30 protein-coding genes and 1 riboswitch are annotated in these 26,796 nt (G+C 45.6%); of the genes, 7 read left to right on the top strand and 23 right to left on the bottom strand.

The features are described 5' to 3' along the window. The first annotated feature begins 57 nt into the window (after window positions 1–57). A complete protein-coding gene (locus ACKTT9_RS16505; RefSeq protein WP_407872404.1) occupies window positions 58–1,047 on the top strand; it encodes a YpdA family putative bacillithiol disulfide reductase in 990 nt (329 codons plus the stop codon). A 121-nt stretch (window positions 1,048–1,168) separates the two neighbouring features. Next, window positions 1,169–1,471: a hypothetical protein gene (locus ACKTT9_RS16500; RefSeq protein WP_407872403.1), complete on the top strand. Its 303-nt coding sequence runs from the start codon at window positions 1,169–1,171 to the stop codon at window positions 1,469–1,471. Window positions 1,472–1,534: 63 nt separating this feature from the next. Here the strand turns inward: ACKTT9_RS16500 and ACKTT9_RS16495 are convergent, their stop codons facing one another. From ACKTT9_RS16495 to ACKTT9_RS16445, 11 genes are all read right to left on the bottom strand, one after another. After that, complete coding sequence (locus tag ACKTT9_RS16495; protein ID WP_407872402.1) at window positions 1,535–2,098, bottom strand: DNA-3-methyladenine glycosylase I; 564 nt, start codon at window positions 2,096–2,098, stop codon at window positions 1,535–1,537. 81 nt (window positions 2,099–2,179) lie between these two features. Continuing rightward, entirely contained in the window at window positions 2,180–2,986 is an 807-nt protein-coding gene (locus ACKTT9_RS16490) for a TatD family hydrolase (RefSeq protein WP_407872401.1), read from the bottom strand. Continuing rightward, window positions 2,983–3,747, bottom strand: coding sequence for an ABC transporter ATP-binding protein (locus ACKTT9_RS16485; RefSeq protein ID WP_407872400.1), 765 nt, complete (start codon window positions 3,745–3,747; stop codon window positions 2,983–2,985). Before ACKTT9_RS16485 ends, ACKTT9_RS16490 begins: the two co-directional genes overlap by 4 nt. 18 nt (window positions 3,748–3,765) lie before the next feature. Beyond that, complete coding sequence (locus ACKTT9_RS16480) at window positions 3,766–4,533, bottom strand: ABC transporter permease (RefSeq protein WP_407872399.1); 768 nt, start codon at window positions 4,531–4,533, stop codon at window positions 3,766–3,768. Continuing rightward, a complete protein-coding gene (locus tag ACKTT9_RS16475) occupies window positions 4,533–4,823 on the bottom strand; it encodes an MTH1187 family thiamine-binding protein (protein WP_407872398.1) in 291 nt (96 codons plus the stop codon). Before ACKTT9_RS16475 ends, ACKTT9_RS16480 begins: the two co-directional genes overlap by 1 nt. A gap of 27 nt (window positions 4,824–4,850) precedes the next feature. Beyond that, window positions 4,851–5,894: an ABC transporter substrate-binding protein gene (locus ACKTT9_RS16470; RefSeq protein ID WP_407872397.1), complete on the bottom strand. Its 1,044-nt coding sequence runs from the start codon at window positions 5,892–5,894 to the stop codon at window positions 4,851–4,853. A 112-nt stretch (window positions 5,895–6,006) separates the two neighbouring features. After that, window positions 6,007–6,114, bottom strand: a riboswitch (TPP riboswitch). Window positions 6,115–6,231: 117 nt separating this feature from the next. Further along, on the bottom strand, window positions 6,232–7,083 hold the full coding sequence (locus ACKTT9_RS16465) for a patatin family protein (RefSeq protein ID WP_407872396.1): 852 nt from the start codon (window positions 7,081–7,083) through the stop codon (window positions 6,232–6,234). A 236-nt stretch (window positions 7,084–7,319) separates the two neighbouring features. Then, window positions 7,320–7,460: a hypothetical protein gene (locus ACKTT9_RS16460; RefSeq protein ID WP_164819706.1), complete on the bottom strand. Its 141-nt coding sequence runs from the start codon at window positions 7,458–7,460 to the stop codon at window positions 7,320–7,322. A gap of 76 nt (window positions 7,461–7,536) precedes the next feature. Continuing rightward, entirely contained in the window at window positions 7,537–9,102 is a 1,566-nt protein-coding gene (locus ACKTT9_RS16455; protein ID WP_407872395.1) for a DUF3369 domain-containing protein, read from the bottom strand. Next, complete coding sequence (locus tag ACKTT9_RS16450; RefSeq protein ID WP_407872394.1) at window positions 9,099–10,634, bottom strand: ATP-binding protein; 1,536 nt, start codon at window positions 10,632–10,634, stop codon at window positions 9,099–9,101. Before ACKTT9_RS16450 ends, ACKTT9_RS16455 begins: the two co-directional genes overlap by 4 nt. Window positions 10,635–10,647: 13 nt before the next feature. Next, window positions 10,648–11,028, bottom strand: a complete 381-nt coding sequence (locus tag ACKTT9_RS16445; RefSeq protein WP_407872393.1) for a hypothetical protein — start codon at window positions 11,026–11,028, stop codon at window positions 10,648–10,650. A 401-nt stretch (window positions 11,029–11,429) separates the two neighbouring features. Between ACKTT9_RS16445 and ACKTT9_RS16440 the strand changes: the two genes are divergently transcribed. Then, window positions 11,430–11,747, top strand: coding sequence for a hypothetical protein (locus ACKTT9_RS16440; RefSeq protein ID WP_157326606.1), 318 nt, complete (start codon window positions 11,430–11,432; stop codon window positions 11,745–11,747). A 115-nt stretch (window positions 11,748–11,862) separates the two neighbouring features. Then, the gene (udk, locus tag ACKTT9_RS16435) at window positions 11,863–12,498 is read left to right on the top strand and encodes a uridine kinase (protein WP_407872392.1); all 636 of its coding nucleotides are present in this window, start codon (window positions 11,863–11,865) and stop codon (window positions 12,496–12,498) included. Between the two features lie 45 nt (window positions 12,499–12,543). Here the strand turns inward: udk and ACKTT9_RS16430 are convergent, their stop codons facing one another. Beyond that, window positions 12,544–13,779, bottom strand: a complete 1,236-nt coding sequence (locus tag ACKTT9_RS16430) for an MFS transporter (RefSeq protein ID WP_407872391.1) — start codon at window positions 13,777–13,779, stop codon at window positions 12,544–12,546. Continuing rightward, on the bottom strand, window positions 13,694–14,236 hold the full coding sequence (locus tag ACKTT9_RS16425; protein ID WP_407872390.1) for a hypothetical protein: 543 nt from the start codon (window positions 14,234–14,236) through the stop codon (window positions 13,694–13,696). Before ACKTT9_RS16425 ends, ACKTT9_RS16430 begins: the two co-directional genes overlap by 86 nt. Before the next feature lie 169 nt (window positions 14,237–14,405). Between ACKTT9_RS16425 and ACKTT9_RS16420 the strand changes: the two genes are divergently transcribed. After that, the gene (locus ACKTT9_RS16420) at window positions 14,406–15,521 is read left to right on the top strand and encodes an aminopeptidase (RefSeq protein ID WP_127456465.1); all 1,116 of its coding nucleotides are present in this window, start codon (window positions 14,406–14,408) and stop codon (window positions 15,519–15,521) included. Window positions 15,522–15,605: 84 nt separating this feature from the next. On the opposite strand, the gene ACKTT9_RS16415 is transcribed toward ACKTT9_RS16420, so the two are convergent. Then, window positions 15,606–17,087 (bottom strand): L,D-transpeptidase family protein, encoded by a 1,482-nt coding sequence (locus tag ACKTT9_RS16415; RefSeq protein ID WP_407872389.1) that lies wholly within the window; start codon window positions 17,085–17,087, stop codon window positions 15,606–15,608. Window positions 17,088–17,264: 177 nt separating this feature from the next. Between ACKTT9_RS16415 and ACKTT9_RS16410 the strand changes: the two genes are divergently transcribed. Beyond that, window positions 17,265–17,399 (top strand): hypothetical protein, encoded by a 135-nt coding sequence (locus ACKTT9_RS16410; RefSeq protein ID WP_258567612.1) that lies wholly within the window; start codon window positions 17,265–17,267, stop codon window positions 17,397–17,399. 73 nt (window positions 17,400–17,472) lie between these two features. Here ACKTT9_RS16410 and cyoD read toward each other — a convergent pair whose 3' ends face one another. From cyoD to ACKTT9_RS16385, 5 genes are all read right to left on the bottom strand, one after another. Then, entirely contained in the window at window positions 17,473–17,805 is a 333-nt protein-coding gene (cyoD, locus tag ACKTT9_RS16405) for a cytochrome o ubiquinol oxidase subunit IV (RefSeq protein ID WP_157326610.1), read from the bottom strand. A 1-nt stretch (window position 17,806) separates the two neighbouring features. Beyond that, complete coding sequence (gene cyoC, locus ACKTT9_RS16400; RefSeq protein ID WP_157326611.1) at window positions 17,807–18,424, bottom strand: cytochrome o ubiquinol oxidase subunit III; 618 nt, start codon at window positions 18,422–18,424, stop codon at window positions 17,807–17,809. After that, window positions 18,424–20,406, bottom strand: a complete 1,983-nt coding sequence (locus ACKTT9_RS16395; RefSeq protein ID WP_407872388.1) for a cbb3-type cytochrome c oxidase subunit I — start codon at window positions 20,404–20,406, stop codon at window positions 18,424–18,426. Before ACKTT9_RS16395 ends, cyoC begins: the two co-directional genes overlap by 1 nt. Before the next feature lie 34 nt (window positions 20,407–20,440). Continuing rightward, complete coding sequence (gene cyoA, locus ACKTT9_RS16390; protein ID WP_407872387.1) at window positions 20,441–21,430, bottom strand: ubiquinol oxidase subunit II; 990 nt, start codon at window positions 21,428–21,430, stop codon at window positions 20,441–20,443. A 275-nt stretch (window positions 21,431–21,705) separates the two neighbouring features. After that, entirely contained in the window at window positions 21,706–21,969 is a 264-nt protein-coding gene (locus tag ACKTT9_RS16385) for a hypothetical protein (protein WP_407872386.1), read from the bottom strand. Between the two features lie 237 nt (window positions 21,970–22,206). Between ACKTT9_RS16385 and ACKTT9_RS16380 the strand changes: the two genes are divergently transcribed. Beyond that, window positions 22,207–22,959, top strand: coding sequence for an MBL fold metallo-hydrolase (locus tag ACKTT9_RS16380; protein ID WP_407872385.1), 753 nt, complete (start codon window positions 22,207–22,209; stop codon window positions 22,957–22,959). A gap of 88 nt (window positions 22,960–23,047) precedes the next feature. Here the strand turns inward: ACKTT9_RS16380 and ACKTT9_RS16375 are convergent, their stop codons facing one another. From ACKTT9_RS16375 to ACKTT9_RS16360, 4 genes are all read right to left on the bottom strand, one after another. Continuing rightward, window positions 23,048–23,356, bottom strand: coding sequence for a DUF4870 domain-containing protein (locus ACKTT9_RS16375; protein ID WP_127456473.1), 309 nt, complete (start codon window positions 23,354–23,356; stop codon window positions 23,048–23,050). 79 nt (window positions 23,357–23,435) lie between these two features. Continuing rightward, a complete protein-coding gene (locus ACKTT9_RS16370) occupies window positions 23,436–24,416 on the bottom strand; it encodes an NAD-dependent epimerase/dehydratase family protein (protein ID WP_407872384.1) in 981 nt (326 codons plus the stop codon). A 33-nt stretch (window positions 24,417–24,449) separates the two neighbouring features. Then, the gene (locus ACKTT9_RS16365; RefSeq protein WP_407872383.1) at window positions 24,450–25,661 is read right to left on the bottom strand and encodes an FAD-dependent monooxygenase; all 1,212 of its coding nucleotides are present in this window, start codon (window positions 25,659–25,661) and stop codon (window positions 24,450–24,452) included. A gap of 448 nt (window positions 25,662–26,109) precedes the next feature. Next, window positions 26,110–26,766, bottom strand: a complete 657-nt coding sequence (locus ACKTT9_RS16360) for a deoxynucleoside kinase (RefSeq protein ID WP_407872382.1) — start codon at window positions 26,764–26,766, stop codon at window positions 26,110–26,112. Window positions 26,767–26,796: the final 30 nt, after the last annotated feature.

Raw genomic sequence — 26,796 nt, 5'->3', positions numbered from 1 at the left:
CCCTTCAGCTTGCGCTACTATAGGATGAGGGAAATGCTAAGAGGAGGTTGTCATACTTTGGAACAAGTTATCGTCGTAGGGGCAGGGCCTTGCGGATTGTCCGCCGCCGTAGCTTTGCAGCGTGAAGGGCTTTCCCCCTTAGTGATAGAAAAAAGCTGCATCGTGAACGCAATCTATTTGTATCCTACGTATTTACAGTTTTTCAGCACACCGGAGCTGCTAGAAATTGGCGGCTACCCTTTCTCCACCCCTCATGAAAAGCCATATCGCCAAGAAGCACTGGTTTACTATAGAGAGGTCGCCAGAAGAGAGCAGCTTCGCACTAATTCCTATGAGGAAGTTGTTTCTATTGAACCAATAGAGACAGGATTTAGCGTCCATACCGCAGATCAATTTGGTAAAAAGAAAGTCTATACAGCCAAGAAAGTTATTGTAGCTACCGGTTATTTTGATCATCCGAATATGCTTGGAATCCCTGGAGAGGATCTGCCGAAAACGACGCACTATTATAAGGAGGCTCATCCTTATTCCGGCGCCAAGGTAGCCATCATTGGGGGAAACAACTCCGCTGTCGATGCCGCTATGGATTTGCTCCGCGTAGGCGCTGAGGTCACGGTTATTTATCGTGGGAGCCATTTCTCAGCCAGTATTAAACCATGGGTCCGCCCTCTTTTTGAAAGCATGGTGAACAAAGGCCGAATCCAGATGTGGTTTGACTCCCAGGTTGAACACATTGATGAACACTCCATCTTGGTGCGAAAAGAAAGCGAACGAGTCACCTTGGATAATGACTTCGTGTTGGCCCTAACCGGCTTTCGACCTGATCGCGAACTGCTGACTTCGCTCGGCGTTGGTTTTCACGAAGAAACGAATGCTCCGATTGTGAATCCCGAAACGATGGAGACGAGTATCCCGGGCTTGTATGTTGCGGGTGTCGTGGCTTCCTCCAAATATGATGCGAACGAAATTTTCATTGAATCTGGCCGGTTGCATGGTTTAGCGATTACTAAACATATCATGTCCACAATTACCCTTCAATCTAGCTGATTGAAGGGTTTTTTCTATGAAAATATTTCCTGTTTTTCATAGATCCCTCTTCCAATACGAACATTTGTTTGATATAATAAAAACAAGAACAAATGTTCCATTTAGATGAGGAGGTAGTTACATGATGAACGCCAGTCACAATTTCCGGTTTATTGAGAGAGATTATTGGTACCATAAGGCATTGTGTGACACTGACCATCTGCTCCCTGGACAGATTGACGTCATGCTGGATGAAGCACACACTCACTATGCCGATTATACGTTCAAGTTCTATGACGACGGCTCCGTGATTATCATAGACAACGACACGAATAACCGAATCAAGCCAAGAGAATTAACTGGCGCGGTTTATGATTTTTACATTCGCAAGCGGATCTATTTAATCAAATATAATTTGATGGAGAAGCAACTCCAATATGCCTGAGTGAAAGCACACAAAAGGCCATCTGCTAGGGACTTTCATCCTTAACCGATGGCCTTCTCCTTTTTAATTCACACCGTGATAACGGAAGCACTTTTGATTATGATCGTTCACCATGCCAACGGCTTGCATATACGCGTAGCAAATCGTCGAACCTACGAACTTGAAACCACGTTTCTTCAAATCCTTGCTCATGGCATCTGAAATCTCCGATGTCGCCGGCACATGACTCATATCCGTCCAGTGATTCATGATCGGTTGACCGCCAACAAACCCCCATATATATTGGTCGAAAGACCCGAATTCTTGCTGCACTTTCAGATAAGCTTTGGCATTCTGGACGACAGCTGCGATTTTCAATCGATTGCGTACGATCCCGGGATGCAGCAGAAGCTCTGCCAGTTTCTTGTCATCATACTGCCTGATGATTTCCGGATCAAATCCATCAAATGCTTCGCGATAACCTTCCCGCTTTTTCAATATAGTATACCAGCTTAATCCAGCTTGTGCCCCTTCCAGATTCAGCATCTCAAATAATTTGCGATCATCATGGACTGGAACTCCCCATTCATGATCATGGTAATTGACATATAACGGATCCTCATTGACCCAAGAGCATCTGACCGTCATTTTATACACTCACCTCATCTAGATATCGAACATTTGTTCCCTTTTATTATAGAACCAATGCGAACAGATGTCCAGTTTCAATTAACCAAGGGTAAGCAGGTCGTAAAATTGTTTCGTATTGTGCAGGATCGTCTCTGCCACGATGTCTGACTCCACAGCATGCAGAAGCGAAATCTGCTCAATAACTTTGTGAATCATTCGAGGATGTGTCATCTGCCCCGCGAAGCTGCCTTCGAACGGCCATGGTCCGTCAGTTTCGACCATAAGCAGCTCAAGCGGATAATTGCGAACGAGTTCTCGAATTTCTTCTTCATAGAGAACATCTGGCGTGATGGAAATATAATATCCGGCTTGAATCATACGTTGAACGGTTTGAGGCGACCCTTTAAACCAATGAAAATGCGCCTTTGAGATCCCATGCTTCTCAAGCAGATCGCACACGATATCGGCATCTTCATAGACCGCATGCAGGACGACAGGTTTTTCTAACTTTGCTGCCAGCTCCAAGAATCGCTCCAGCAGTTGAACATAAGGGGAATAATCAAGTTGTTCCCCCCTCTCTTCCGCTTCGAGCCTCCGATAGTACGGCAAGCCGATCTCTCCCACTGCGACCATAGTACTCGCACGCTCACTTATCCATCTTAACAGCTCCTGGACGTCAGCCTCATGAGGGATCTCTTGCTCGGGATGAAAGCCATATGCCGCATAAACCTGTTTTGGTGTTTGTAGGCTCAGCCTCTCCGTTGCCAAACAGGATGTCAAGTGTCTGGATACGGCAATCAGCGCCTCGACGTGCGAATGATCCAGGTCAGACACGATCTTCTGAGCTTCTGTTTCTGAATACATATCAAGATGTATATGTGCATCAATGGCATTGTTATTATTCATGATAAGATCTCCTGACGCAGTAGGCCTTGAATCTGTTGGCGGAGCTCGTGAAATTTCGGGTCCATCATCACTTTTTCATGTCGTGGCCGTTCAAACGGCACAACAAATTGTTCGAGTACTTGTGCAGGTTTGCTCGAGAGAACATAAATGCGATCCGAGAGGAATATCGCCTCTTCAATGCTATGTGTCACAAACAGAATGGACCGTTTGTTTTGCTCCCATATGTTTAGCAGCCAAGACTGCATCGCTTGCCGTGTTAGTGCGTCCAAGGAGCCGAACGGCTCATCGAGGCACATGACCTCTTGGGGGCTCAAAAGTGCCCGCAGGAATGAAACGCGCTGCTGCATACCACCTGACAACACATGCGGCAGCTCGTGCTCATAGCCCCCTAATCCAACCTTAGGCAGCCATTCTCTTGCTTTGTCCAAGGCATCAGCCCGCGATACCCCTGCAACCTCCTGCGCGAGCGCAACATTCGCTTCAATAGAGCGCCAAGGGAATAACGCCGACTGCTGCGGCATATAGCTGATAAGCCCCTTGCTTCCAGTCACGTTGGAGCCATCCAGCCAAACCTCTCCTGAGGAAGGAGCAATGAGCCCACCAATGATGTGAAACAGTGTGCTTTTCCCGCTTCCGGATGGCCCAATGATGGAAACGAACTCTCCCTCTTTGACATGCAGTGAGATATTAGATAGCACGGGGACCTGCTGTTTTTTGCCAGTGAACGTATGATGGATCCCTTTCAGTTCTAATTTGCTCAAGTTCCTTTCTCCCCTTCCTTAAGACGACCGTTTCACGTTCCATCGAACAACGAGCTTTTCGAGCCCGGCAATGAGCCAAAAGAACAACAAACTAATCACAACAATGATTAATATGGCGACAAATTCACGATCTGCACGAAACCCTGATTTCTGCAAAATCATATAATAACCCAGGCCGACACCGCCACCAAGCCATTCTGCAATGACAGCCCCCATCACGCTGTAGGTAGCGGATATTTTCAGCCCGGTAAACAGAAACGGAAGGGCGTGCGGCAGCTCTAATTTATAAAAAATCTGCCGTCTGCTGGCGCCAATCATTTGCATATAGTTGTACATGTTTCGGTCCGTCTGCATAAATCCGTCCAGCGTTGACATAGTGACAGGAAAGAAACAAACTAGTGCAATTAAAATAATTTTAGGTATGATGCCAAAACCAAATAAAATAATGAGCAGAGGTCCCAGCGCGATAATCGGGACATTTTGCGACAGGATCAGGAGCGGATAAAATCCCGCCTTCAAAAAAGGTACTCGATGCAAGCAGCTTGCTACGATAACGCCTCCTGTTACGCCAACAATAAACCCTATTAACATTAAACGTACTGTAGCAAATGTATGCATCCATACCCGTGGCATGTCCGTTGTACCGTCCTGCCAGATCTTGAGTGGACTTGGAAGCAACCAGCTTGCCGTTCCTCCCCAAGTCACCGCAAGCTGCCAAATAAGCAAGAGAAGGATGACCACAACAATCGGTGGCCACCCTGCTTTCAATCCGTTCTTCAGTTTCATTATCTGTATTTCTCCGTCAGCTTGTCCATCGATGCGCCAGACGGGTTAAAGTAGATTTTCACTTGCGAGATAACGTTAGGACTACCCATCTCAATCATCGCTTCGTTCATATCTTGAATGATCAGCATAAGCTGATCCAGTTCCCCTTCCATCGTCGTTTCAAGCGGGGAAACGAAATATTTCACACCTGACTTAGCGATGACTTCAATCGCGCGATCCACATAAGGAATCACATCTTCACCGTTTTTTGTTTTAGGAATAATTTGAATACTTACAAGCGCGTTAGCCATCGTAAAAGCCCCTTCCGAGTCATAAAATTATTTCGTGCCAGCAGGTAAGAAATTGTTCGTAAACGCTGCGTCTACATCGAGATTTTTCTCCAAAAGCTTATGCTCCAACATCCAGTTCGCGTAATTTTCCCATACTTGACGTTTTTGTTCGCCCCAACGCGGCGCATCATCCTGATAACGAGGGCTAAGCCATTTTTGGCTGGCCATCACGAGTTTGGCATCCAAATCAGGTACAGCTTTGATCAAAATATTGGCGGCATCCTCAGGCTTGCTGATTGCGAATTGATAACCCTTGGCTGCTGCTGCCGTGAATGCTTTAACTAGCTCCGGCTTCTCTTTAATCAGTTTTTCGTTTGTTGCTAATACAGGAGTATAGTAGTCCAGTTTATCCGAATATTTGTTCAAATAAATCATGTTCAGCGGCTCTCCGCGAAGCTCGGCGTCCACACCTGTCCAAGCATAATAAATCCAGGCGAAATCGATATCTCTTTTGACTGCTGTGAAATAATCGGCATCACCGATATTTACGTTTTTCACTTTGCTTGGATCAGCTTTCTCGGATTGCATCAGCGAGTCGATCATTGCGCTTTCAGCCGGGGCTCCCCAACCACCGTATGTTTTCCCTTCGAAATCCTTAGGTGTTTTAATGTTTTTCGCTACCGGTGAAGCAAATCCCGATGTATTATGCTGAATAACAGCTGCAATGGAAACGAGGGGTACACCTTGGATGCGTCCCTGCGTAATGCTTTCTTGATAGGAAACCCCGAATTCAGCCGCTCCTGAAGCAATCATCGCATCCGCCCCGGCTTCGCCAGGTGCAATGATTTGAACATTCAGTCCTTCTTGTTCAAAAAATCCTTGGTCTTTCGCCACATACAGACCCGTATGGTTGGTGTTCGGCGTCCAGTCCAGGACAACCTTGACATCCGTCAGCGGTTTAGCCGAAGCGGCTGGGCTTGCTGAAGCAGCCGGGCTTGCCGGATTGGCTGGTTTCGCCTCTTGTTTCCCGCAACCTGCTGCAAGGACAGTCAAGCTCACCAGCATAAGTGGTGCAATTTTTTTCCAGTTCATTTCTTGTTTCCCTCTCCCTTATATCTATATAACCACAAGAAAAAGCTCCCGTTATCCGGGAGCGCCATTGGTAGAAAAATGATAAACCCATACAAAATTAAGAAATAGACAAACATTTTGTGTGAATTCTCTACGCTGGCATTACCCAGATCAGATTAACGGTTAGTGACATTTCGGTCACAATCTCAGCCTGACGACTCAAGCTCCCGTGGGTTCTTATTGGTTTGATATTACCATACCGCATGTTCGCTATGAATGCAAACAAAAACCACCATTCCTTTTCACAGAAATCGCGGTTTATATGAACATTCGGTTACTTTTTCTTCTTATCCATCGATTAATTAACAAGCCAGTCTTTCAATTGTGAGCCCAGCCGCTTCGCATCTTGATAACCCAACTCATGTAAAACTTCGAGTTTCCTAGGATTTTTCTCCATTCGGCCTACCAGCACTTTGGACGATGGACGAATGACGATTGCACTGCCATCCGCTTCCATTTGCCTAACAAGCTCTAAAGTGCCATTATAAATTTCACTGCGATTAACTAACACATCCACCAAGCCATCATATTTCGGATAAAAGCTTTTAGCTAACCAGCGCTGCTTAAAAGGGGTCTTGCGATAACCCATCTCTTTGGTTAAGACGATGATATGCTTTCTGTTCCCATCTGCAACTGATTTCCTCACAGGGATCGGATCTACCAAGCCGCCATCAAATAAAGTACGGCCATCATAAAGAATGGGCTGCGCAACAAACGGCAGCGAGCTTGATGCTTGAACGATCGGCATCGTTTGTTGGTCAAGTTGATGCTTCGTATAATAGACCGGTTCTCCTGTATGCGCATCAGTCGTTCCGATAGCGAATTGCTGGGGTGAACGATAAAATGCATCGTAATCAAACGGTACTAATTTATTAGGCAGTTCATTGAAGATAAAATCCATGCCAAATATGCTCTTATGACGCAATAAATTGCGATAACTTAAATACCGATGATCTCCAATATAGTCAATGGTCACTTTCTTATTGCGACCAGGTTGTTTCGAAATATAGGATACCGCGTTGCAGGCTCCCGCTGATACACCAACTACATACGGGAAATACCAATCTTGTTCCATAAAGTATTCCAAGACTCCCGCGGTGTATACGCCTCGCATACCTCCGCCTTCCAGTACGAGTCCAATTCCTTCCATCGTGACACCTTCTTTCTGTCTATCTCTAGCCCTTTATTAGCATACAGGAAATGTCAATTAAAATAAATGCTCCTCCGTCTCCGTAAGAGTGACAAAGAAGCAGGTTCAAGCTCTTTTTTTATATGGATTCGGGGATTACCCCACATAATCCGCGTTTTTGACCAAATTCCGCAAGCCTATAAGAAAAGGCTGCTCGCAGGTCTATCGTGACCTTTTGAACAGCCTTACCGCTTTAACTATGAATTAGTTTTGTTAATGTTGTTTAAGCTAGGTGGAAATTCAGCAGCATTTTGCTTCTTTAACGTCTGAGCTTCTTCCATCAAGGAAGCGTCATTCTGCTGATTATTCTTCTTATCAGGACGATTCACTTTGGTCATTGCCTTCACCTCCATCATCTCCCACCTAGTATGAGAAGGCTGTCGGCTTATTATGCTTTATCGATCCTTAATGCCGTTAACGTTGTTCTCTGTAAAGCTCCTTGATCACCAGAAATTCATCCAAGTGCTCCAGAAAAAGATCCACAACCACGGGGTCAAAATGGCGTCCGCGTTCTGATTTTAATAAATCCAGCACCCTATCCAGCTCCCATGCTTTCTTATAGACACGATCACTGCACAGTGCGTCAAACACATCGGCTAACGCCGTAATACGTCCATAGACGTGAATATCCTCGCCACGAAGTCCATGCGGATACCCCGAACCATCGAACCGCTCATGATGCTGCTGCGCAATGATTGCCGCTGCGTTCAACACTTGCTTGTTCGAATGCTTCAGCATTTCATAACCCAAATTCGAGTGGGTTTTCATAATTTCGAATTCTTCCTGTGTCAATGGGCCCGGCTTGTTCAGGATCGCATCCGGAATCCCGACTTTCCCCACATCGTGCATCGGCGAGGCTAGACGAATAACCTCTGCTTCTTGCTCTGACAATCCGTATTTTATCGCCAGCAAACGCGAATATTCCGCTACTCGCTTCACATGATGCCCCGTTTCCCGGGATCGTGTTTCCGTGATTTCACCCATCGTATAGATGATTTCTTGCTGCGTGCTTTCCAACTCTTCATTCAAATATATATTCTCGAAAGCAACGGAAACGTTCGTGCAGTAGATATCGATCAAATACCGCTCCCACTCGCTTAGCTCTTTGAAGCCATTCATATAAATGACATTCTCCATCCCCATCTTGCTTTGAAAATAAATCACAAAACGGTCGGAAGCGAACGAGCTTTTTTTCGTTAAAAAAGCGAGCTCAATTTCACCGAGTACGTGCTCGGGAACGACATCACGCGCTCTTTCATCCTGATTGGACGCATAGTCGCCGCTCGCAGCCAAGATATAAATATCCTCGACACCCTTTGTTACGGCAAAGCTGCAATGAATAGCATTTTTATGCAAGTTAACAATTGAGGTCATTTGCGTTAATACGCCCGAAGCAAACTTCTTCATAGATTGCAGCTCAAACAGCGTTGCCGAAGATTTAATGATTTCTTCCAAGCCTGATCTGCTTTTCTCAATTGTCTTCAAGTCCCGATAGGAGCGCAGCGCGGTAACGACGGTCGTGAACAGCTTTTGTGTCGTTAGCTCGGTTTTCTCTTTGTAATCATTAATGTCATAATCCATAATGACTGTACGCTCAGGGGCTTGGCCAGGCTGGCCTGTACGCAAAATAATGCGTATCGCTGTATTTTTTAATTCCTCACGTATATATCTTACAGTTTGAAGCCCTGCATCTTCCTGTTCCATCACTACATCGAGCAAAACCAATGCTGCATTAGGCTGCTGTTGCAAGACTTGTTTAGCTTCTGCAGCGGAAAAAGCACTATGAAACTCCAACTTCCTGCCATCAAACTCAAAATCCTGCAAAACCAACTTCGTCACTTGATGAATCTGTTTTTCATCATCGACAATTAAGACAACCCAAGGATCCTGTTCCATCACAACATCATTTGTGGGAACGTTCTCTTCCTCATCAGCAAAAAGAAGCTCATCCAGGTCCATTAACCCATCCTGTCTCGTCATAGCTCTGACTCCTCCTCTAACGGAATCGTGATCATAAACAAACTGCCTTGTCCCAGCGTACTCAAGCACTGGATGCTGCCATTCAGCGATTGCGTGACAAGGTTATAAACGATATTCATGCCTAAGCCGGTACCGCCTTTGCCGCGGCTAGTCGTAAAGAAGGGATCAAAGATATGATCCAGTACCTCCTGCGTCATTCCCTTGCCATCATCGGAATAAGCGATCTGAATATGATCTTGGTGTTCAGTGACACGAATGCTTAGACTTCCTTCATCCTCTGGCCCATAGGCATGATTCACTGAATTCATAACTAAATTCGTAACAATTTGCGATAACGCTCCGGGATATGTAAAAAGATTAAGGCCATCATCACAATAGATGTCTACACGAAGTCTCGTTTTCTTCAGTGATGGCTTCAAGCTGGCAACGATTCCTTCTAGATACTCCCTCAAAAGAAACGTACGTTTCACTTCCACGCTCTGATCGACGGAAATTTGCTTAAAGCTCCGCACTAGTGAAGAGGCTCGTTCCAAATTCGTCTGGACCATGGCGTTCGTTTCGCCGATGATGGAAAGAAACTGTTCCAAATCAGACTTTTTCATTTTACCTGTTTCGTACAAGCTCCGGAAATCTTTCGTCTTCTGATCCAAATAGGTGATCGCGGTAACTCCGATACCAATAGGTGTATTAATTTCATGAGAGACACCCGCAACGAGGTTACCTAAGGCTCCCATCTTCTCGGATTGAACCAATTGATCCTGCGTAATTTGCAGCGTGTTGAGCGCCTGCTGGAGCTCCCTATAGCGTTCGTCCAGATTTTTTACCATATCATTAAAAGCCTCGGATACTTCCGTAATTTCGGGAGAAGTCTGGAATTGCAGCAGCGGAAGCTCCCCGCCCTGCTTGACAATCACAGCAGCTTCGCGAAGCTTGCTTAATGGTCGAATGACAATTGTGCGTAAGATAAGCCATAGCAAAACGGATAAGATGATAGCAATGCTAATGCCTACAGCTAAAATGAGCTTCGTGCGCTTCTTAAGCAGCACAGACTCCTCGGAAGAATCGAAAATGACTTCCACGGCTCCAACAACCATGCCATCTTCCTGCAGCGGCGCAATGAGCCTTACAACCGGCTTCTCGCTTTTCGCCATCGGCAGCCGGTCTACGATCGTTTTGTCCTGCTTTGGAATAATCACGCTAGATGGGTCTAGACGCTTGCCGACCTGTTCGCGATCAGAAGCAGCCAGAATGGCACCGTCTTTGCTGTAGAGCTTCATTTCGAGAACCCGCGTGTTTTTATATTGAATATAGTCAAAAATTTGCTGCACATCCGAAATCGAGCGGGATTCCTCGTAACGCCCGTTGATGGCGATGGTCATGCCGCTAATTTGGCTCACATAAGCTTCTTTGATGGATTGATTTAAACTCTTCGTGTCAAACACCATCATCGTCGAAATCATAATGACTGTCACTGATGTAATCAGAAATACGACTCGTTTCTGTAAACTGAGCTTCTTTCGCAGTATGGGCATATGCAAGAGGCTCCTATTTCACGTCGAACGTTATCGTTTTGCTAACGTCGTAAGGCGTATGATCGTTGTTATGTAAGGATACTTTGACTTCATGCGGCCCCTTGCTCAAATGGTCCAGCACTTTCTGCTTGTCCGTCACGACAATTTTCTCGCCTTTATCCAGGGAAATATGGATGTGCCCTTCCCCTGCAACTCGTTGATGATCATAATGCTCCTTGGAAATCTTCAGGTCGGTCGTCATCTGCAGTGTTACGGCATCGCCATTAACAGCTGCACTGACTTCTAATGTTGGCGTATACGTATTTGTCGGCGCTGTACTCGTTTTCGCTGACCCACATCCGGAAATGAAGATGGCCATTGCAGCTGTCAAGCAAATACTTTTACAAATTCTCATCTTTTCATCCCCTATTTAATCGTTAATTGTCTATTCATGCAAGGATAAACGACTTCGTCGTCCTGTTAGGACGAACGCGTTTGTCAAGGTAGATGCGAAGTAAAAGTATAAAACTTATACTTTCTTATCTACTCAAAAAAAGCTATCCTCTTTAGCTTATGAATATTCATATGGTTTGTCCACTTATATTTTGGAAACAAAATCCTTTATTTGAACACTATTCAATGTATTCTCAATTTTCAGACTTTTCTTGTCGAATCATCATGAGAACGCTCACATTTTGCGCTTACCCAGGAAATAATTTCATTTCCCGAATGAAGAATGATTTCCCCAGCTTTGGAGCAATGTAGTAAAGTCACTGTTCATTTTAAAATAACTCGATTCTTAGGAGGCTCTCCCCTATGTCCGACACCCGTGATTTTTCGATGCAGGTCCAACACGCCATTGACGCAGCAGATCAAGCCATACGATTGGCTTCAGACGCTGAGTATAAACTGCAAAGAGCCGTCATGCAGGCTCACCCTCATGATATACAATCCGCACAAGCCGCTCTGACGCAAGCCAAGCACAAAGTCAGAGATGCACAGGCCCAGCTTGAAACGTACAATAATGAGCAGTATGGGCAGCAAATCCAGCAAACGTTGGAGCAGTTGAATCAAGCTTCTCAAGACGTCGATGCCAATCAGGTGAAATTTCACACCCCTAAACAAATTCGGTAAACATCGGTTCTATGTAAAAGGTGATCGAAATTCGATCGCTTTTTTCTTTTTATATGAACAATATGTTAAACTACTGGGGAAGGTTTTCAAGTTATTTGGGGAGGCACTACATTTCATGCTCGTTATCGGAATTGCCGGAGGTACCGGTTCAGGAAAAACTACAGTAGCCAGATCGATCATTAATAAACTGGGATCCACGAACGTGACATTAATTTCACAAGATAATTACTATCTTCATCATAGTGGTCTTACTTTTGAAGAGCGGGAGCGCATCAACTACGACCACCCGCGCGCGTTTGAGAACGAGCTGCTGCTTCAGCATCTGAATGAATTGAAGAACGGAAACGCAGTCAATATCCCCGTGTATGATTTCTCGAAGCATGCGCGCTCGCAAGAAACGATCCGAGTTGAAGTTAAGCCTATTGTGTTGCTAGAAGGCATCCATGTATTAACCGATGAAGATCTTCGAAGCGCTTTGAATATCAAGGTGTTTGTTGATACGGACCCGGATGTGCGTATCCTTCGCCGACTTTCCCGGGACATTAATGAACGGGGGCGCACGCTGCAATCGGTCTTCGATCAATATTTGACGACGGTGAAGCCGATGCATGATGCTTTCATCGAGCCTTCCAAGAAATATGCGGACATTATTATTCCTGAAGGCGGAGAAAACCAAATCGGGATCTCCATGCTGACGATTCTGACGGAACGTTATATGACGGATCAGGCAGCCGATTATGAAATAGGTTAAAACAAGCAAAGACACTCTCGCCATTCTTGGTAAGAGTGTCTTTCATTATGCCGCTCTTTCACGGCGAAACATAAGCCCAGAGAGTGCAAATAGGACGTAAATAAGACTGAGTACATAAAAAATGCTGGCCGCACTGGAATAACGAATTGCCATTCCTCCGATTAAAGGCCCGGCAATGCTCCCGACACTGTACTGAATCGACGCCAATACGTTGGCCGTGGGAAGCAGATGTCTGGGTAAAATGTCTGCCGCGTAGGCAAGTCCAAGCGAAAAAAACGAGCCTACCATGCCTCCGGCAATGGCAAATAGCAAGCCAATCAGCCATAGTTTCGTGCCTGCAAACGGGATACATAGAAAAGCTAGTGCGCCAATAAGTCCGGATGAAATGAGGATTTTCTTCCGCCCAATGCGGTCACTCCATATGCCCAGCGGCAGCTGCATGATAAGGCCGCCTACCCCCATGACAGGCAATAGAACTCCAATGTTAGCCTCTGACAGACCTATGCGTAAACCGTAGAGCGGAAAGTTGCTGTTCATCGAGGCTTCCATATACCCATATAAAAGCGAAGTAATTAGTGGAAACCAGGCCATGGCAGCCACTTTTGAAGCACGCTTGTGTACAGCTTCCACGCGTTCGCCTCTTTCAGGGCGCTCATTTTTCAGCCTTGTCATGAGCAGCAAAATGACAATAAAAAAGCTGCTTGTGGTCAGAAACGGCCCCCAAATCCCCACTTTTAAAAGCGTAATCCCAACTGGCCCTAAACTGAATCCGATGCCGTAGGCCATTCCGTACAGCGTGATATTGCGTCCCCTATGCTCTTTGGGACTGGACGTTACAATCCATAACTGTGTGGCATAATGGAGAGCGCTATCCCCTACTCCTACCATTAAGCGAAGCACAAACCAGAATCCAATATGCTGCCAGGCAGGAAACAAGCAGTTCGCCGCGATGACCAATCCCATCCCAACCATAATAACCGGCTTATAACCAAACCGCCTGACCGGCTTTTCGATGAAGAACATCGTCGAGAAGATACCGATATACAGGGCAGCGGCATTCAGGCCATTGGCATCGGTAGATACACCCGATCGATCCAACAAAATCGTAAGCAGCGGCAGAAGCATGCCTTGGCTCATGCCCGCTACGATAATCACCATAATTAATATGGTTAATTTTTTGGGGGCGAGCCCCTCTTTAAGAGCCATTTCCAAAACGAACAGTTTCCCATCTTTGAGCGTAATCGTGCAGCTTGCCATGGAGCGGGACATGGAACTGCTCATGAATGTATAATCTTAGATTCTTAATCCATTCCTTGAAGGACGGATAAGTAACGAACAAGTTGGCATAGCGATCACTTAGGCATAAAAAATAAGGACCTGATGATTTCTCCGTTAAAAAATGCAAGGAAGTGTCCAGAGGGGTATATTTCTTACGTTTTCCCTCCCATGTGTCTACATCCACTTGAACCGAAGTGTCCACTTGTTTCACAAGGCTTTCCAAATGCTTCACTCTGGCATAATAGGGCATGCTGCTCGTAATAGCCATTCTACGAAGCGTTTCTTCATGTTGCGGGTAAAAGATGGCTCTGACGAATTTCTTCTCCTCCGCCCATGCCGTAAATGCCTGCATGTCGGATTCCGTCCAATCTTCGAATGTTTCGAATACAAACACCGTGCCTTTGTGTGTTTGGGCAGGGGGTTCATACCCGAAAGGCACTTTAATCTGCTCTCTTGCCATGCATGTCCTCCTCTTGATGTTTGATGTGCTCAAGCAAGTCTAGTTCTTCACAATTCTCTATTGTAGCATACCCTTTAAAGTTCTATGAAATGAGGGCTCAATTGGCTTTAAGGCTCCCATTGCGATATACTTTCTAAGTACTAATTTTCAATTAAGGGAGACCTATAGAATGAGAGATCCGCGACTTCAAACATTTGCCCGCAACATTATCCGCTACTCGGTTAGCCTTCAACCTGGCGAGAACATTCTGATTGAGATGATTGGCGTCAAAGATCCCGAACTCGCCAAATGCTTCATCGAAGAAGTATATGCCGTAGGCGGCAAGCCATTCATTGAACTGCGTGATCCTATGGTCATGAGAAGCTTACAAATGAAAGGGACTCAAGAACAATTTAGTGAATGGGCTGATTTTGAGCTTGCCCGCATGAAGAAGATGGATGCTTATGTAGCCGTTCGCAGCGGAGATAACATTACTGAATCGTCCGACGTGCCAGATGAGCAAATGCGCCTGTACTTGAAATATTTCCAACGTCCGCTCTTTGACGAGCGCATTAACAATACCAAATGGTGTGTCATGCGCTACCCGAATCCTTCAATGGCCCAGCTAGCCGGCAAAAGCACCGAGGAATTCGAAAATTTCTACTTTGATGTTTGCAACCTCGATTACAGTAAAATGGCGACAGCTATGGAATCGCTGGTAGACTTGATGAAACGAACAGATAAAGTTCGTCTTGTTGCCAAAGGCACGGACATCTCCTTCTCCATTAAAAATATTGGCGCAGTTCCTTGCTCCGGGCTGAGAAATATTCCGGATGGCGAAGTGTACACGGCTCCGGTGAAAGATTCTGTGAACGGTGTAATCAGCTACAATACACCAACGATCTACTCCGGCACCTCCTTCGAGAACATCGTGCTTCGTTTCGAAAACGGGCGCATTGTGGAAGCGACCAGCAATGACACCAAGAAATTAAACGATATTCTGGATACGGATGACGGAGCGCGTTATATCGGTGAATTCGCTATCGGGGTGAATCCTTATATTCAGCATCCGATGAAAGACATTCTTTTCGATGAGAAAATTGATGGCAGCATCCACTTCACACCAGGCCAAGCCTATGAAACCGCGGATAACACGAACCGCTCTTCCGTTCATTGGGACATGGTCCTGATCCAACGTCCGGAATACGGCGGCGGAGAAATTTACTTTGACGATGTACTTATTCGCAAAGACGGACGTTTCGTCCTACCGGAGCTTGAGAAACTGAATCCGGAAAACTTAATGTAATCAAATAAGCAGTTGAGGCATCCGGAACGATCGGATAGCTTCAGCTGCTTTTTTATGTAATGGCATTAAATTTGGCATAATCACTTACCCTAGCCAATGAAACATGACGTCTTCCGGCGACTCATCTAAGGTCGGCCGCGTGGCAGGAATAAGCAGATTGATGTCCTTCAGCTGCTCATGGCTTGCCCCAGCCCATGTCGATGCCTGGATTTGCACTTCTGCGCCCTTAGGTACAAATGGAAAGAGCTGCTGCACGTCCCCGTTCGTCAATCGCACACACCCCAGCGATTTGTCCGAACCGATGGAGCTCTCATCGTAAGTACCGTGAAGCGCAATTGCCCCCAGCCCCAAACCGGCTTCCCCGTAACTCTGTGTGCGGCTTCCCTGAGGGTTTTGCACGCGGTCCTTCACGAGGAATTGACCTTGCGGTGTGCGGTCATTTGCGCCAAGGCCGATTTCTTTATCCCATAAAATATAATCTCCACTAACAAGTTTAAGTTGATGTTCCTTTTTATTAATTTCAATGTGAACAGGTTCGTAAGGAATGTCCTGCACATCAGCAGAATTCGCATAGAACATCCTCGACGGGTTTGCCGCATCCGGTGCATAAACCCATCCCCCATCCCCCGTGAAAGCCTCAGAAATGCCATTAGAGCCCGTTGTCGCTTCCATAGGGATAAAGCTTAGATAGTTGTTCGGATAATCCTGCAGCAGCGCATCCAGACGGGCTGGCGGGCTGCCGTGATCTTTGGTGTATGCCTCCAGTGCCGTGCGAACTAAATTAGCACCAATCGCACTAAGCGGTTGGTGCTTTCCAAATTCGGTATTCAAGAAACGAATTTTTACGGCTTCATCTGTCGCAGGATGATACTCAGCAACGACCACAGCACTCTTCGTCAGCCCCTCATCTCGGAGCAGCATGGTTTTCCCCTGAGCCGTGTTATCCTGGGAAATAACGCCGTAAATCAGGATGTTCGTCTTCGGCATTTCCTTCGCCAGGTCCAGCGCTTGTTTGTGTAAAGCGGTTTCAATCGCTTTGTTCTCGGTCTCAGGTGCGATGTACATCACGAAAGGAGCGTCAACCGTTTCGTAGGTAATGTCGCTGCCAGCACCCCAAACCTTCATCGTAGAGATGGTTTTGTAGAGCGGATTACTCCCCGCAAACAAAACGATTAACAAAAGATTAAGAACGAGTAGAACGATGAGCAGCGTTTTCATAAAAGGGGGCAAAATCCCCTTCGCTTCCTCCGGGAAAGCTTGCTGCATGTTCATCGCATGTGCGGCCTTCTCCCCTTCAATGTCGCGAATCGCTCGATTTGCGGCGGAATAGAAGGGCGACGGGTAGGTGCGAAGAACTTCCTTGTAATGAAAAATAGCTCGCTTGAAATTCCCTCTTTTTTGAAACTTTTGCCCGATCTTATAATGAGCTTCCGGTGAAGTAGCATCCAGATACCGGATCACCTTCTCATAGTACATCGGGTCGGATGGAGAAATGAACAAGTTCTTGCGCAAATGAATGAGATTGTCATCGAGATGGTTACGAAATCGCTGGTTACGGCGTATCATTCGGCTCCTCTCCGTTCAATAGATTAGCTTGTCCATAACGGATGACTGATACGTTTAGTATCTCTGATACATAATGTATCATGTTACCAACATGAAAACAACCCCTTTCTTGCTTCCTGAAAGCACCAGCATGAACCTTGTCTATTTAGCAAAAGCTGAATCTCGGAGGTGATAGAGATGAGTGGGAGAAACAGCAAACCGAAAAACAACGGACCATCCGGCAGCCCTTCTCGCCTGGATCAATTTGGAGACAAAGCCGCCCAACAAGATAAACGTGAAATGAAAGAACGCAATAACAAGTCATCATGCTAAACTCCTAATAGGAAAAAGACGCCCCTTCCCGCGTGATCGCGGTTTAGAGCGTCTTTTCCTTTTAACCTTTGTATTAATGCGCCACTTGGTTGTAAGTCATGATCCAAATGGAGCCGCCAACGATGGTCACGAGAATAATGAGACCAAAAATCAGCGTCATAATATTCCAACGCGCGTTCTCGCCTTCCTTCACATGCATGAAGAAGAACAATTGCACCGCAAACTGCAGAATAGCCATGATGAGAATTAAAACCAGTGTTCCAGTCTTACTCATCATGTGGTTCATAACAACAACCAGTGGAATGATGGTTAAGATGATGGAAAGCGCGAAGCCGATGATATAAGATTTTAACGACCCGTGCGCATGGTTATCGTGAGTTCCTGTATGGTGTTGGTGTCCGCTCATCTTACATCACCCCCATCAAATAAACGATTGTGAAGACAAAGATCCAAACGACGTCAAGGAAATGCCAGTACAAAGAAATAATTTCCACTTTGCGCTTTGTCACAGCTGTAATGCCTCTGCGTCTAAGCTGCAGGATTAACCCGATCATCCAGATTAATCCCACTGAAACGTGAAGCCCGTGCGTCCCTACCAGTGCAAAGAAACCGGACAAGAAAGCACTTGTACTAATGGATGCTCCCTCGTGATTCACCATGGTAACGAATTCCGATACCTCAAGCCCGACGAAAGAAGCCCCTAGAATGACGGTAACAATCAACCAGCCGATTAACTGCTTCATGTTCCCCTTGTTCATGCCTAACACTGCTAAACCACTTGTGAAGGAGCTGGTAAGCAAAATAAATGTCTCAGCGATGATACCCGGCATTTTGAAAAGCTCTTCCGGTGTAGGTCCCCCATTCGTATTCTGATGGAGAACCATATATGTGGCGAATAACGATCCGAATAAGATGACATCCGTGATTAGAAAAATCCAGAATCCGAAGGTCTTGAGCGATTCGTGATCATGTTCATGGTCGTGTGCATGAGCGTCGTGCCCACCGTTCGCGGCTGCATGTGCCATTATACTTTCGCTCCTTTCAATGCGGCTTCTGTCCGTTTAATTTCGTCAACCGGAATGTAGTAGTCTGTGTCATAAGTAAATGAACGAGCTATCATACAAATTCCGACACCGATCAGCGCTGGAATCGTGAGCCACATCCAATCCCATACGAAACCAAATCCTGCGAAGAACCAAAATGCAGATTTAAGGAATGGAATAGCCGAATTTTTTGGCATATGAATCGGTTCATAGACGACTGGTGCCACCGCTGCTGCTGCTTTAGCTTGGGTACCTTGCTTCTGCTTCGTCTCCCACCATGCATCGATCGTAGACACTTGTGGAAGTACAGCAAAGTTGTAAATTGGCGCCGGCGAAGGAATCGACCACTCCAGCGTACGGCCATCCCACGGATCTCCTGTCACATCCGGCTCTCTGAACTTAATGGAGTGAGCAATTTGCCATACTTGGAAAAGGAACCCGATCCCCATCAAGAAACCGCCGATAGTGGATACCAAGTTGAGCGGTCCCCAGCCCATATCGAAATCGTACGTATACGTACGGCGAGTCATACCGTCTAAGCCTAAGAAATATTGCGGCATGAAACAAACATAGAAGCCGATGTTCCACAGCCAGAAAGCCCATTTGCCTAAGTGCTCGTTGAGCTTGAAGCCGAACATTTTCGGCCACCAGTAGTACAAACCTGCGAAGTATCCGAAAGCTACACCGCCAATTAAAACTTGATGGAAATGCGCGATCAGGAAGTAACTGTTATGGAATTGGAAGTCAGCAGGTGCAACAGAAAGCAAGACCCCTGTCATTCCCCCTACGACGAAACACGGTATGAACGCAATCGTCCACATCATCGGCGTCGAGAAACGAATTTTCCCTCTGAACATGGTGAATAACCAGTTAAAGACTTTGACCCCGGTAGGAATCGCAATCAGCATCGTCGTAAGTGCGAAGAACGCATTGACATCCGCGCCTGAACCCATCGTGAAGAAGTGATGCGCCCATGTGAAGAAGGACAACAAGCTGATGATGAACATCGCGAAAACCATGGATTTGTAACCAAACAATTTCTTCTTGGAGAACGTTGCAACGATTTCCGAGAAAATCCCGAATGCCGGAAGGACAACAATGTAAACCTCAGGATGTCCCCACATCCAGATCAAGTTGATGTACATCATCGGATTTCCGCCGCCATCCAAGGTGAAGAAATGAGCACCGAAGAAACGATCCAGGAACAACAACGCTAGAGTAACCGTTAGAATAGGGAATGCAAAGATAATCGTGACGCAGCTGGAAAATACAGACCAAGTAAACATCGGCATTTTCATCAGAGTCATGCCTGGCGCACGCATTTTGATAATCGTTACGATAAAGTTAATCCCCGTCGCCAAACTACCGATACCTGAGATTTGAATCCCCCAAATATAGAAGTTCTGTCCGACGCCCGGACTGTGGGAAAGCTCGGAAAGCGGCGGATAGCTCAGCCATCCTGCATCCGGCGATCCGCCGATGACGAACGACACGTTGAACAGCATCGCTCCCCAGAAGAACAACCAGAAACTGAGTGAGTTCAAGAACGGATAGGCGACGTCCCTCGCTCCAATTTGTAGAGGAACAACGATATTAAACAAACCGAACATGAGCGGCATAGCCATGAACAAAATCATAATAACGCCATGCGTTGTGAAAATTGCGTTATAGTGATCGGCTTGTAGAAACTGCATATTTGGCACGGCGAGCTGTACACGCATCAAAAGTGCGTCGACACCGCCGCGGAATAGCATCAGGATGGAACAAATGATGTACATGATTCCGATCCGTTTATGGTCAACGCTTGTTAACCACTCCCGCCAGAGCCAGCCCCATTTCCTGAAATAAGTCAGTACGAAAACCATAGCAACCATCGAGAGCCCGATACTTACCTGAGCGCCCAGAATAAGCGGGTCGCCCGTTACGAAAAACTCTGATGCGAACTCTTTAATACGATCCAACATGAGCATGACTTCCTTTCGTAAAAACTTCGTTCTATCATTTTGACATATTCATTTGGCTATGATCCATTTGTTTAGAATCTTTCGCTTCACTTTTTTCTGACGCCGATGATGTTTTCATCGCATCATGATTGGTTTCAGAAGAAGCTCCATGGCCACTATGAGCGGATTGGCCATTCGTATATTTCGTTACCACCTTCTGAAATAGTCCGTCTGGAATAGCGGAGAAATACTGAACCTCTTTTAATTGACCAGGCTTCGCCAGCTGTTCATAACTTTCCATCGTAAGTTTGGTTGGCGATTGTTTAGTTTTTGCAACGAAGGCATCGAAATCCGCTTGGGATGTCGCATTCACGTCGAATGTCATATCGGCGAAATGGGATCCACTGAAATTAGCTCCCGTTCCGAAATAATGACCAATCTCATCCGCCTGCAAATACAAGGTCATGGCCATTCCTGACATCGTATAAATCTGTCCGCCTAACTGCGGAACCCAGAATGAGTTCATCGGAGCGTCGGAGGTCAGTTCAAACTTAATTGGTGTATCCGCTGGAATTTGCACATAGTTAAGTGTGCCAATGCCTAACTCCGGATAAGTGAACAGCCATTTCCAATCCAGCGATGTCACTTGGATCGTAATCGGAGCTTTCTCCGACTTAATCGGCTTGGATGGCTCCAAGGCATACGTATATTTAACGGTGATTACAGCAAGTGCCGCAATCATGATAATCGGTATTGACCACCATACAGCTTCTAGTGTTGTGTTGTGTGCCCAGTTCGGTTTATAAGAAGCTTTACTTCCTTCTCGATCCCGATACCGCCATACAATCCATGCCGTTAGTGCCAAAACCGGAACAAGAATGACCAAACACATAACCGTGGAGATGTACATCAAATCTTTTTGCGTTTCAGCAATCGGTCCTTTCGGATCCAATACCATTGCTTGACCGCTGCAGCCTGCCAATAACACGACGATGGCAATCATCATCAAGGGCAGCAATGCTTTTACGAGTTTTCTCTTCTTCATCCAACTAACCTCCTAATCCACAATCTACAAAGTGCTGTTTCTAAGTATTTATTAACATGCGCTTTTTTATCTAATACTAAGATAACAAATTGCATTTAAAAGTACACAGGCACTAGCAGGACTTAACAAATACGTCAAAGGATCGACGTTTTACTGTAAAACAAATGTCACACAACGTTTGTTGACTATTATGTAAAAGTATGAAAATCCATGAAAATCAAAAAGCCCTTCAAGTTATTCACCTGAAAGGCTAAATTTATTCATGATTTTTGTTCTCATTCGTCCTTCGATACGGCACGGGAATGAACTAAGTGAATGGCTGTGCGAATCACATAAACGAAAACACTACCTACCATGAATCCGATTCCAATCATTAACGTAGCATTGCGATCACTGAAATGATCCAAACTCAACAAGCTTAATACTAACCCTATGCCAAGCAAAGCCCATGCCGCGATAGTCATTAACTTTACTAATGGCACCACATCACGTTCACTGCGTTCATTACTTACGGTTACTGTTTTAACAGCCATCATCATCACTCCAAACTCAGAAGTAAAAGTCTAATACAGTTATTATAACACAAAAAACAAAAAAATGTTCATATTTTATTCACACGTTGATCAAATTTTGGACAAAAATAAAAATCGGAATTTCACAGAATCAACTATTGACATTTAATTTAATTTGTGTTAAAATTAAATATTTAATTGACTTTTAAAATCCTCTATAGGTATGATAGTTTCATTCTTTACTATCACTTTGGAGGGATTAAGATGCAAATCGCAAACGGAATTCATATGTTGGAGCTGGAAGTTCTCATCATGGGACAAACAAACGTTATTTATCCTATCCTATTGAGCGATAGCGACGGTGCCGTATTAATCGATACCGGGTACCCTGGAAACTACCCTCTTATTTGTAAAGCATTCGAACACGCCTCTGTCCCTCTTGAACATTTAAATACGATTGTGATCTCTCATCAGGACATTGATCACATCGGGAGCTTGCCTGCATTTTTAACAGAAATGCCAGGCAAACTAACTGTACTTGCCAGCCAGTTCGAGAAACCTTATATAGAAGGCGACAAAATGTTGATCAAAGTCACGCCGGAGGCCATAGAGCGTGCTATCGCAAGCTTGCCCGCGGATGTTTCGCCCGAATGGCGGAAAGCTTTTCGAACGAATTTAGAAAATCCTCCTAAAGGGAAGGTTCATGGCATCTTGGAAGATGGCCAGGTGCTTGCGATTGCTGGTGGCCTTCAAGTCATTTTGACGCCAGGCCATACACCAGGGCATTTGAGCTTTTATCACATACCAAGTAAAACATTGATTGCCGCGGATGCACTGGTTGTAGCCGACGGACAGTTGATGGGTCCAATACCGGCGTATTGCTACGATTATGAGTTGGCGAAGCAGTCGGTTAAGAAGTTTACCGCTTATGACATCGAAACGGTCATTTGTTATCACGGTGGGCTGTTTCATGATAAATCGAGCGCACGGATTGCTGAGCTAGCAAGAGAGCTTTGAGTGGCGAAATACGGGTCCTTCTGAACGTCCTTAAACTAAAAAGCAGGCTGCCCCCAAAGGCAACCTGCTTTCCATTATGTACGTCAAACTACTTTAAAAGCGTGTATGCGCCGATTACCGGCAGCGGTTTGACTTGACCTTGAGCGGCTGCAACAATGCCCAGGATGGCGAAGATGAAAAGCGCCAGGTTGGCGAGCGGCAGCAGAATCCAACCGATAATCGGGATGATCCCCAGCACTACGTTCAAGATCACGCAGCAGAGGAAAAGTGTCAGCCCTTGATTCGCGTGGTACATAGCAAACTTCGAATCTTTAGCAGCAATCAGCGGGACGAAAAACAAGATATAAGCAATAATAGCCATTCCTTTATTACTTTGAATATCCGTGGAATCGTACATGGACAGCACCTCTTTTCTCAAAGTATACTATTCCATTATATTCGGACTTTTCCATCTATTCTATTGATTTTCACACAATTCAAAAAATATTTTTCGACCAGATCCGCAAGAGTTCCTCCTCACGGGCAGGGTCCATTCCGGCTGCACGCGTCGCAGTCATAGAACGATTTTGATCCCATGCCAACGTATCTCGAACAATTTCAATCAATGGTCTTGTTGTCAAACCGTTTGCAAAAGCCTTCGTATTATCCAAGGAGAACATCCCGACTAGACTATCGCTTTGAATCCAAAGCGGCAGCTCCATCCATTCTCCGACCTCATTGGCCACTAGGAACTCTTCCGGCACCCACGTACAGATAACTTCATGCTGAGTAGTTTGTGTACAAGCTTGAACAACCTCCTCCATTGTATAATCACTTCCGCTCGCATGCAGCGTGCCTACCATCTCTTGCTCCACTAAACGAATAATCCAAGCTGACAAGTCGCGCACATCAATAAATTGCAGTTTCCGTTCTTTCGGCAAAGGCACTAACACTTCACCCCCACGGTGAAAACGAGCTGGCCAATACGTAAAACGATCAGACACATCGTACGGTCCGACAATGAGACCAGGACGAATAACCAGCGTATGGTTCGGAAATTCTTGCTGAACGACTAGTTCGCAAAGGGCTTTCTTTGCCCCGTATTTCTGACCAGGATCCATTTGATCTGACAGTTTAGCAGCAGGAGCTGATTCATTAACATGCACTTGTTTCAGATCCTCGTAAACGGAAATCGTAGAGATGAACGTGTAGTGTTTCGCTTGATTCTTTAGCTGCTTAGCGGCGGCTAAGACCGACTCAGGTTCATAACCGCTGGTATCAATCACCGCATCCCACTCACGACCTTGCAGGAGGTCTAAGTCGTTATTCCGATCGCCAATAATATGCCGAATGTTTGGAAAGGCATTGGCATCATGCAAGCCGCGATGAAACAAGGTAACGTCATGCCCCTGCGCTATTGCCGCTTCCGTTAGGGCTCGTCCAAGAAACTTAGTACCACCAAGAATGAGTATTTTCATTAGTACCCTCCATTGTTATATCTTCTAATTGTATCAGTTCAGCCACTCTTTACGATCCCAATCGGACATGCGATAGCCAATCAACCAGTGCAGCTGCTTGATTTTGAATGAATCAGGAAATAAACTCAGCAATAGATTACGTAATTTTATGGTCATCGGGTTTTTCATTTGTACCATTCGGGCCATGCGTCTTGACTGCCGTACAATGCGATTAGCTCGTGGTATTCGAATCGCTTCATATGTCTCGTACGCTCTTCTAATACTAGGTAGCGTTATATCGGCGGCTTCCTTCAGACACTTTGCAAGCACATAAGCATCTTCCATCGCTTGCGCTCCGCCTTGTCCCAAATTCGGCAGCATCGGGTGTGCCGCATCACCAAGCAGCACCACTCTGCCCTTGCTCCAGGAAGCAAGCGGCTCTCGATCATAAATATCATGCTTCAGAATCACTTGTTCGTCTGTCGCCAACACTACCTGTTCAATTGGAGCATGCCAGCCGCTTAATTGCTGAAGAACATGCTCTTTCTTTCCCCGCACTTCTTGGCCTTCAGGAGCATTGATTGCAGCAAACCAATAGATTTGACCTTCGCCCAGCTGCGAAAATCCAAATCGCCGTCCACTGCCCCAAGCTTCAAAACCTCCGCCAACCTCTAAGGTGTAAGCTGGGTCTACATAAGCAGCTACGCCACGAAAAGCCGTAAATCCTGAATACGTCAGCGGACCTGCCCCAAACAAGAGCCTAGCCGTATCAGAATGCAGTCCGTCTGCACCGATCAAAATATCCGCGTGATCTTCCGTTCCATCCTCAAACCGAACGCTAACACCATGCTCATTTTGTTCAATTGACATCATCTTTTTCCGATCATACAACTTCGTCTCATCCCTCAGAGACTCTGCCAAAATAGCCTGCAGCTTCGCACGATGAATAAGATAGTTGTACGTCCCATAGCGGGCTGCTTGTTTGGCTACCGGAACGGATGTGATGGCTTGTCCTTGCCAAGAGCGAATGTCCGCCATGCCGACTTTGGCCCCTACTTGCTTCACCTTGTCGGCGACTCCAAGATCCTTCAAGACTTCCAATGCGTTCGCGGCGATGACAATCCCTGCTCCGAATTCAGCACGCGCTTCCTTTTTCTCATAAATGACGGCTTCCCATCCGATTTTTTGTAAAAATAGGGCTGTAGTGAGGCCTCCAATGCCTGCCCCAATAATAATCGCTTTCTTGCCAGATGCAACAGACTCCATGCCATCCTCCCAAATCCAGTCATTTCCATCTACTTTATCATATTCCGGGAAAGACAAATACTCCTTAATCCAAAGACTAAGGAGTATTACGATCATGCATATGAATTGTCATTTAACGATCAATTGGCAACTTTTTCTTGCTGCACTTCTATCAGTTCTAAGTTGGAGAAAAAAAGGCTTAGCTTTTGCATTTTTTCAGTTGCAGCCAATTTCGGCAGTGGAGGGCACATCGGTTTCCCGTTATAACATACGATAAATAACAAATTCATCACCATTCCTTTATGAATTTTTTGCACAGCCTTCTTGTATTTTCCGACAAATAAAGCGCGACACCGTCAATATTCGATATGTATATGCAACTGCACGGGGCAATATGCTATCTTTTTTAAATCATTTAACCTTGTATATAATTCGAAAGACCCCCTCTGGTTAGAGGGGGTCTTCATTATTAAACAATCGCTAATTCGGAAAGTTTAGCTCGTACTCGATTCACTAATTCTTGCGCATCTTCAGGACGGTTCACAACATCCACTTGATCCATATCTACGATCAACACTTCAGAAGCGTGATAATGATTCATCACCCAGTCATCATACCCCGACCAAAGCTGTCGATAGTAGTCAACCAAGGATTGATCCTGCTCGAAGCTGCGTCCTCTTAATCCGATACGATGCATCACGGTATCAAAGGAGGCTTTGAGATAGACCATCAAATCAGGCGCTTTCTTGGGAAGCTCTGCAAGTTCAGACATCATATTGTCAGCAAGCCCTTCGTACACATCGAATTCCAGTTGAGAGATTCGCCCAAGCTCCCTATTCACTTTTGCAAAGTACCAATCCTCGTAAATGCTTCTATCAAGTACATTTCGATTATGTACCAATGCTTGTTTAATCGCCTTAAATCTTGTATTCAGGAAGTGCAGCTGAAGCAGAAACGGATAACGCTTCTTCTCAATCTCTTCCGGAGATGACGTGTAAAACAGCGGCAGAATCGGATTATCATCTACACTTTCATAGAAAACACTTGAATTCAGTTCTTTTCCAAGTAAAGTGGATACTGATGTTTTACCGAGACCGATCATTCCCCCAACCACAATCACAGCCATTGACCCCTTTCTCCTTCTACCCAATCATAA

Source organism: Paenibacillus sp. P36, assembly GCF_045866505.1.
GTDB lineage: Bacteria > Bacillota > Bacilli > Paenibacillales > NBRC-103111 > Paenibacillus_E > Paenibacillus_E chondroitinus.
This window is presented reverse-complemented; position numbering and strand designations above follow the sequence as displayed.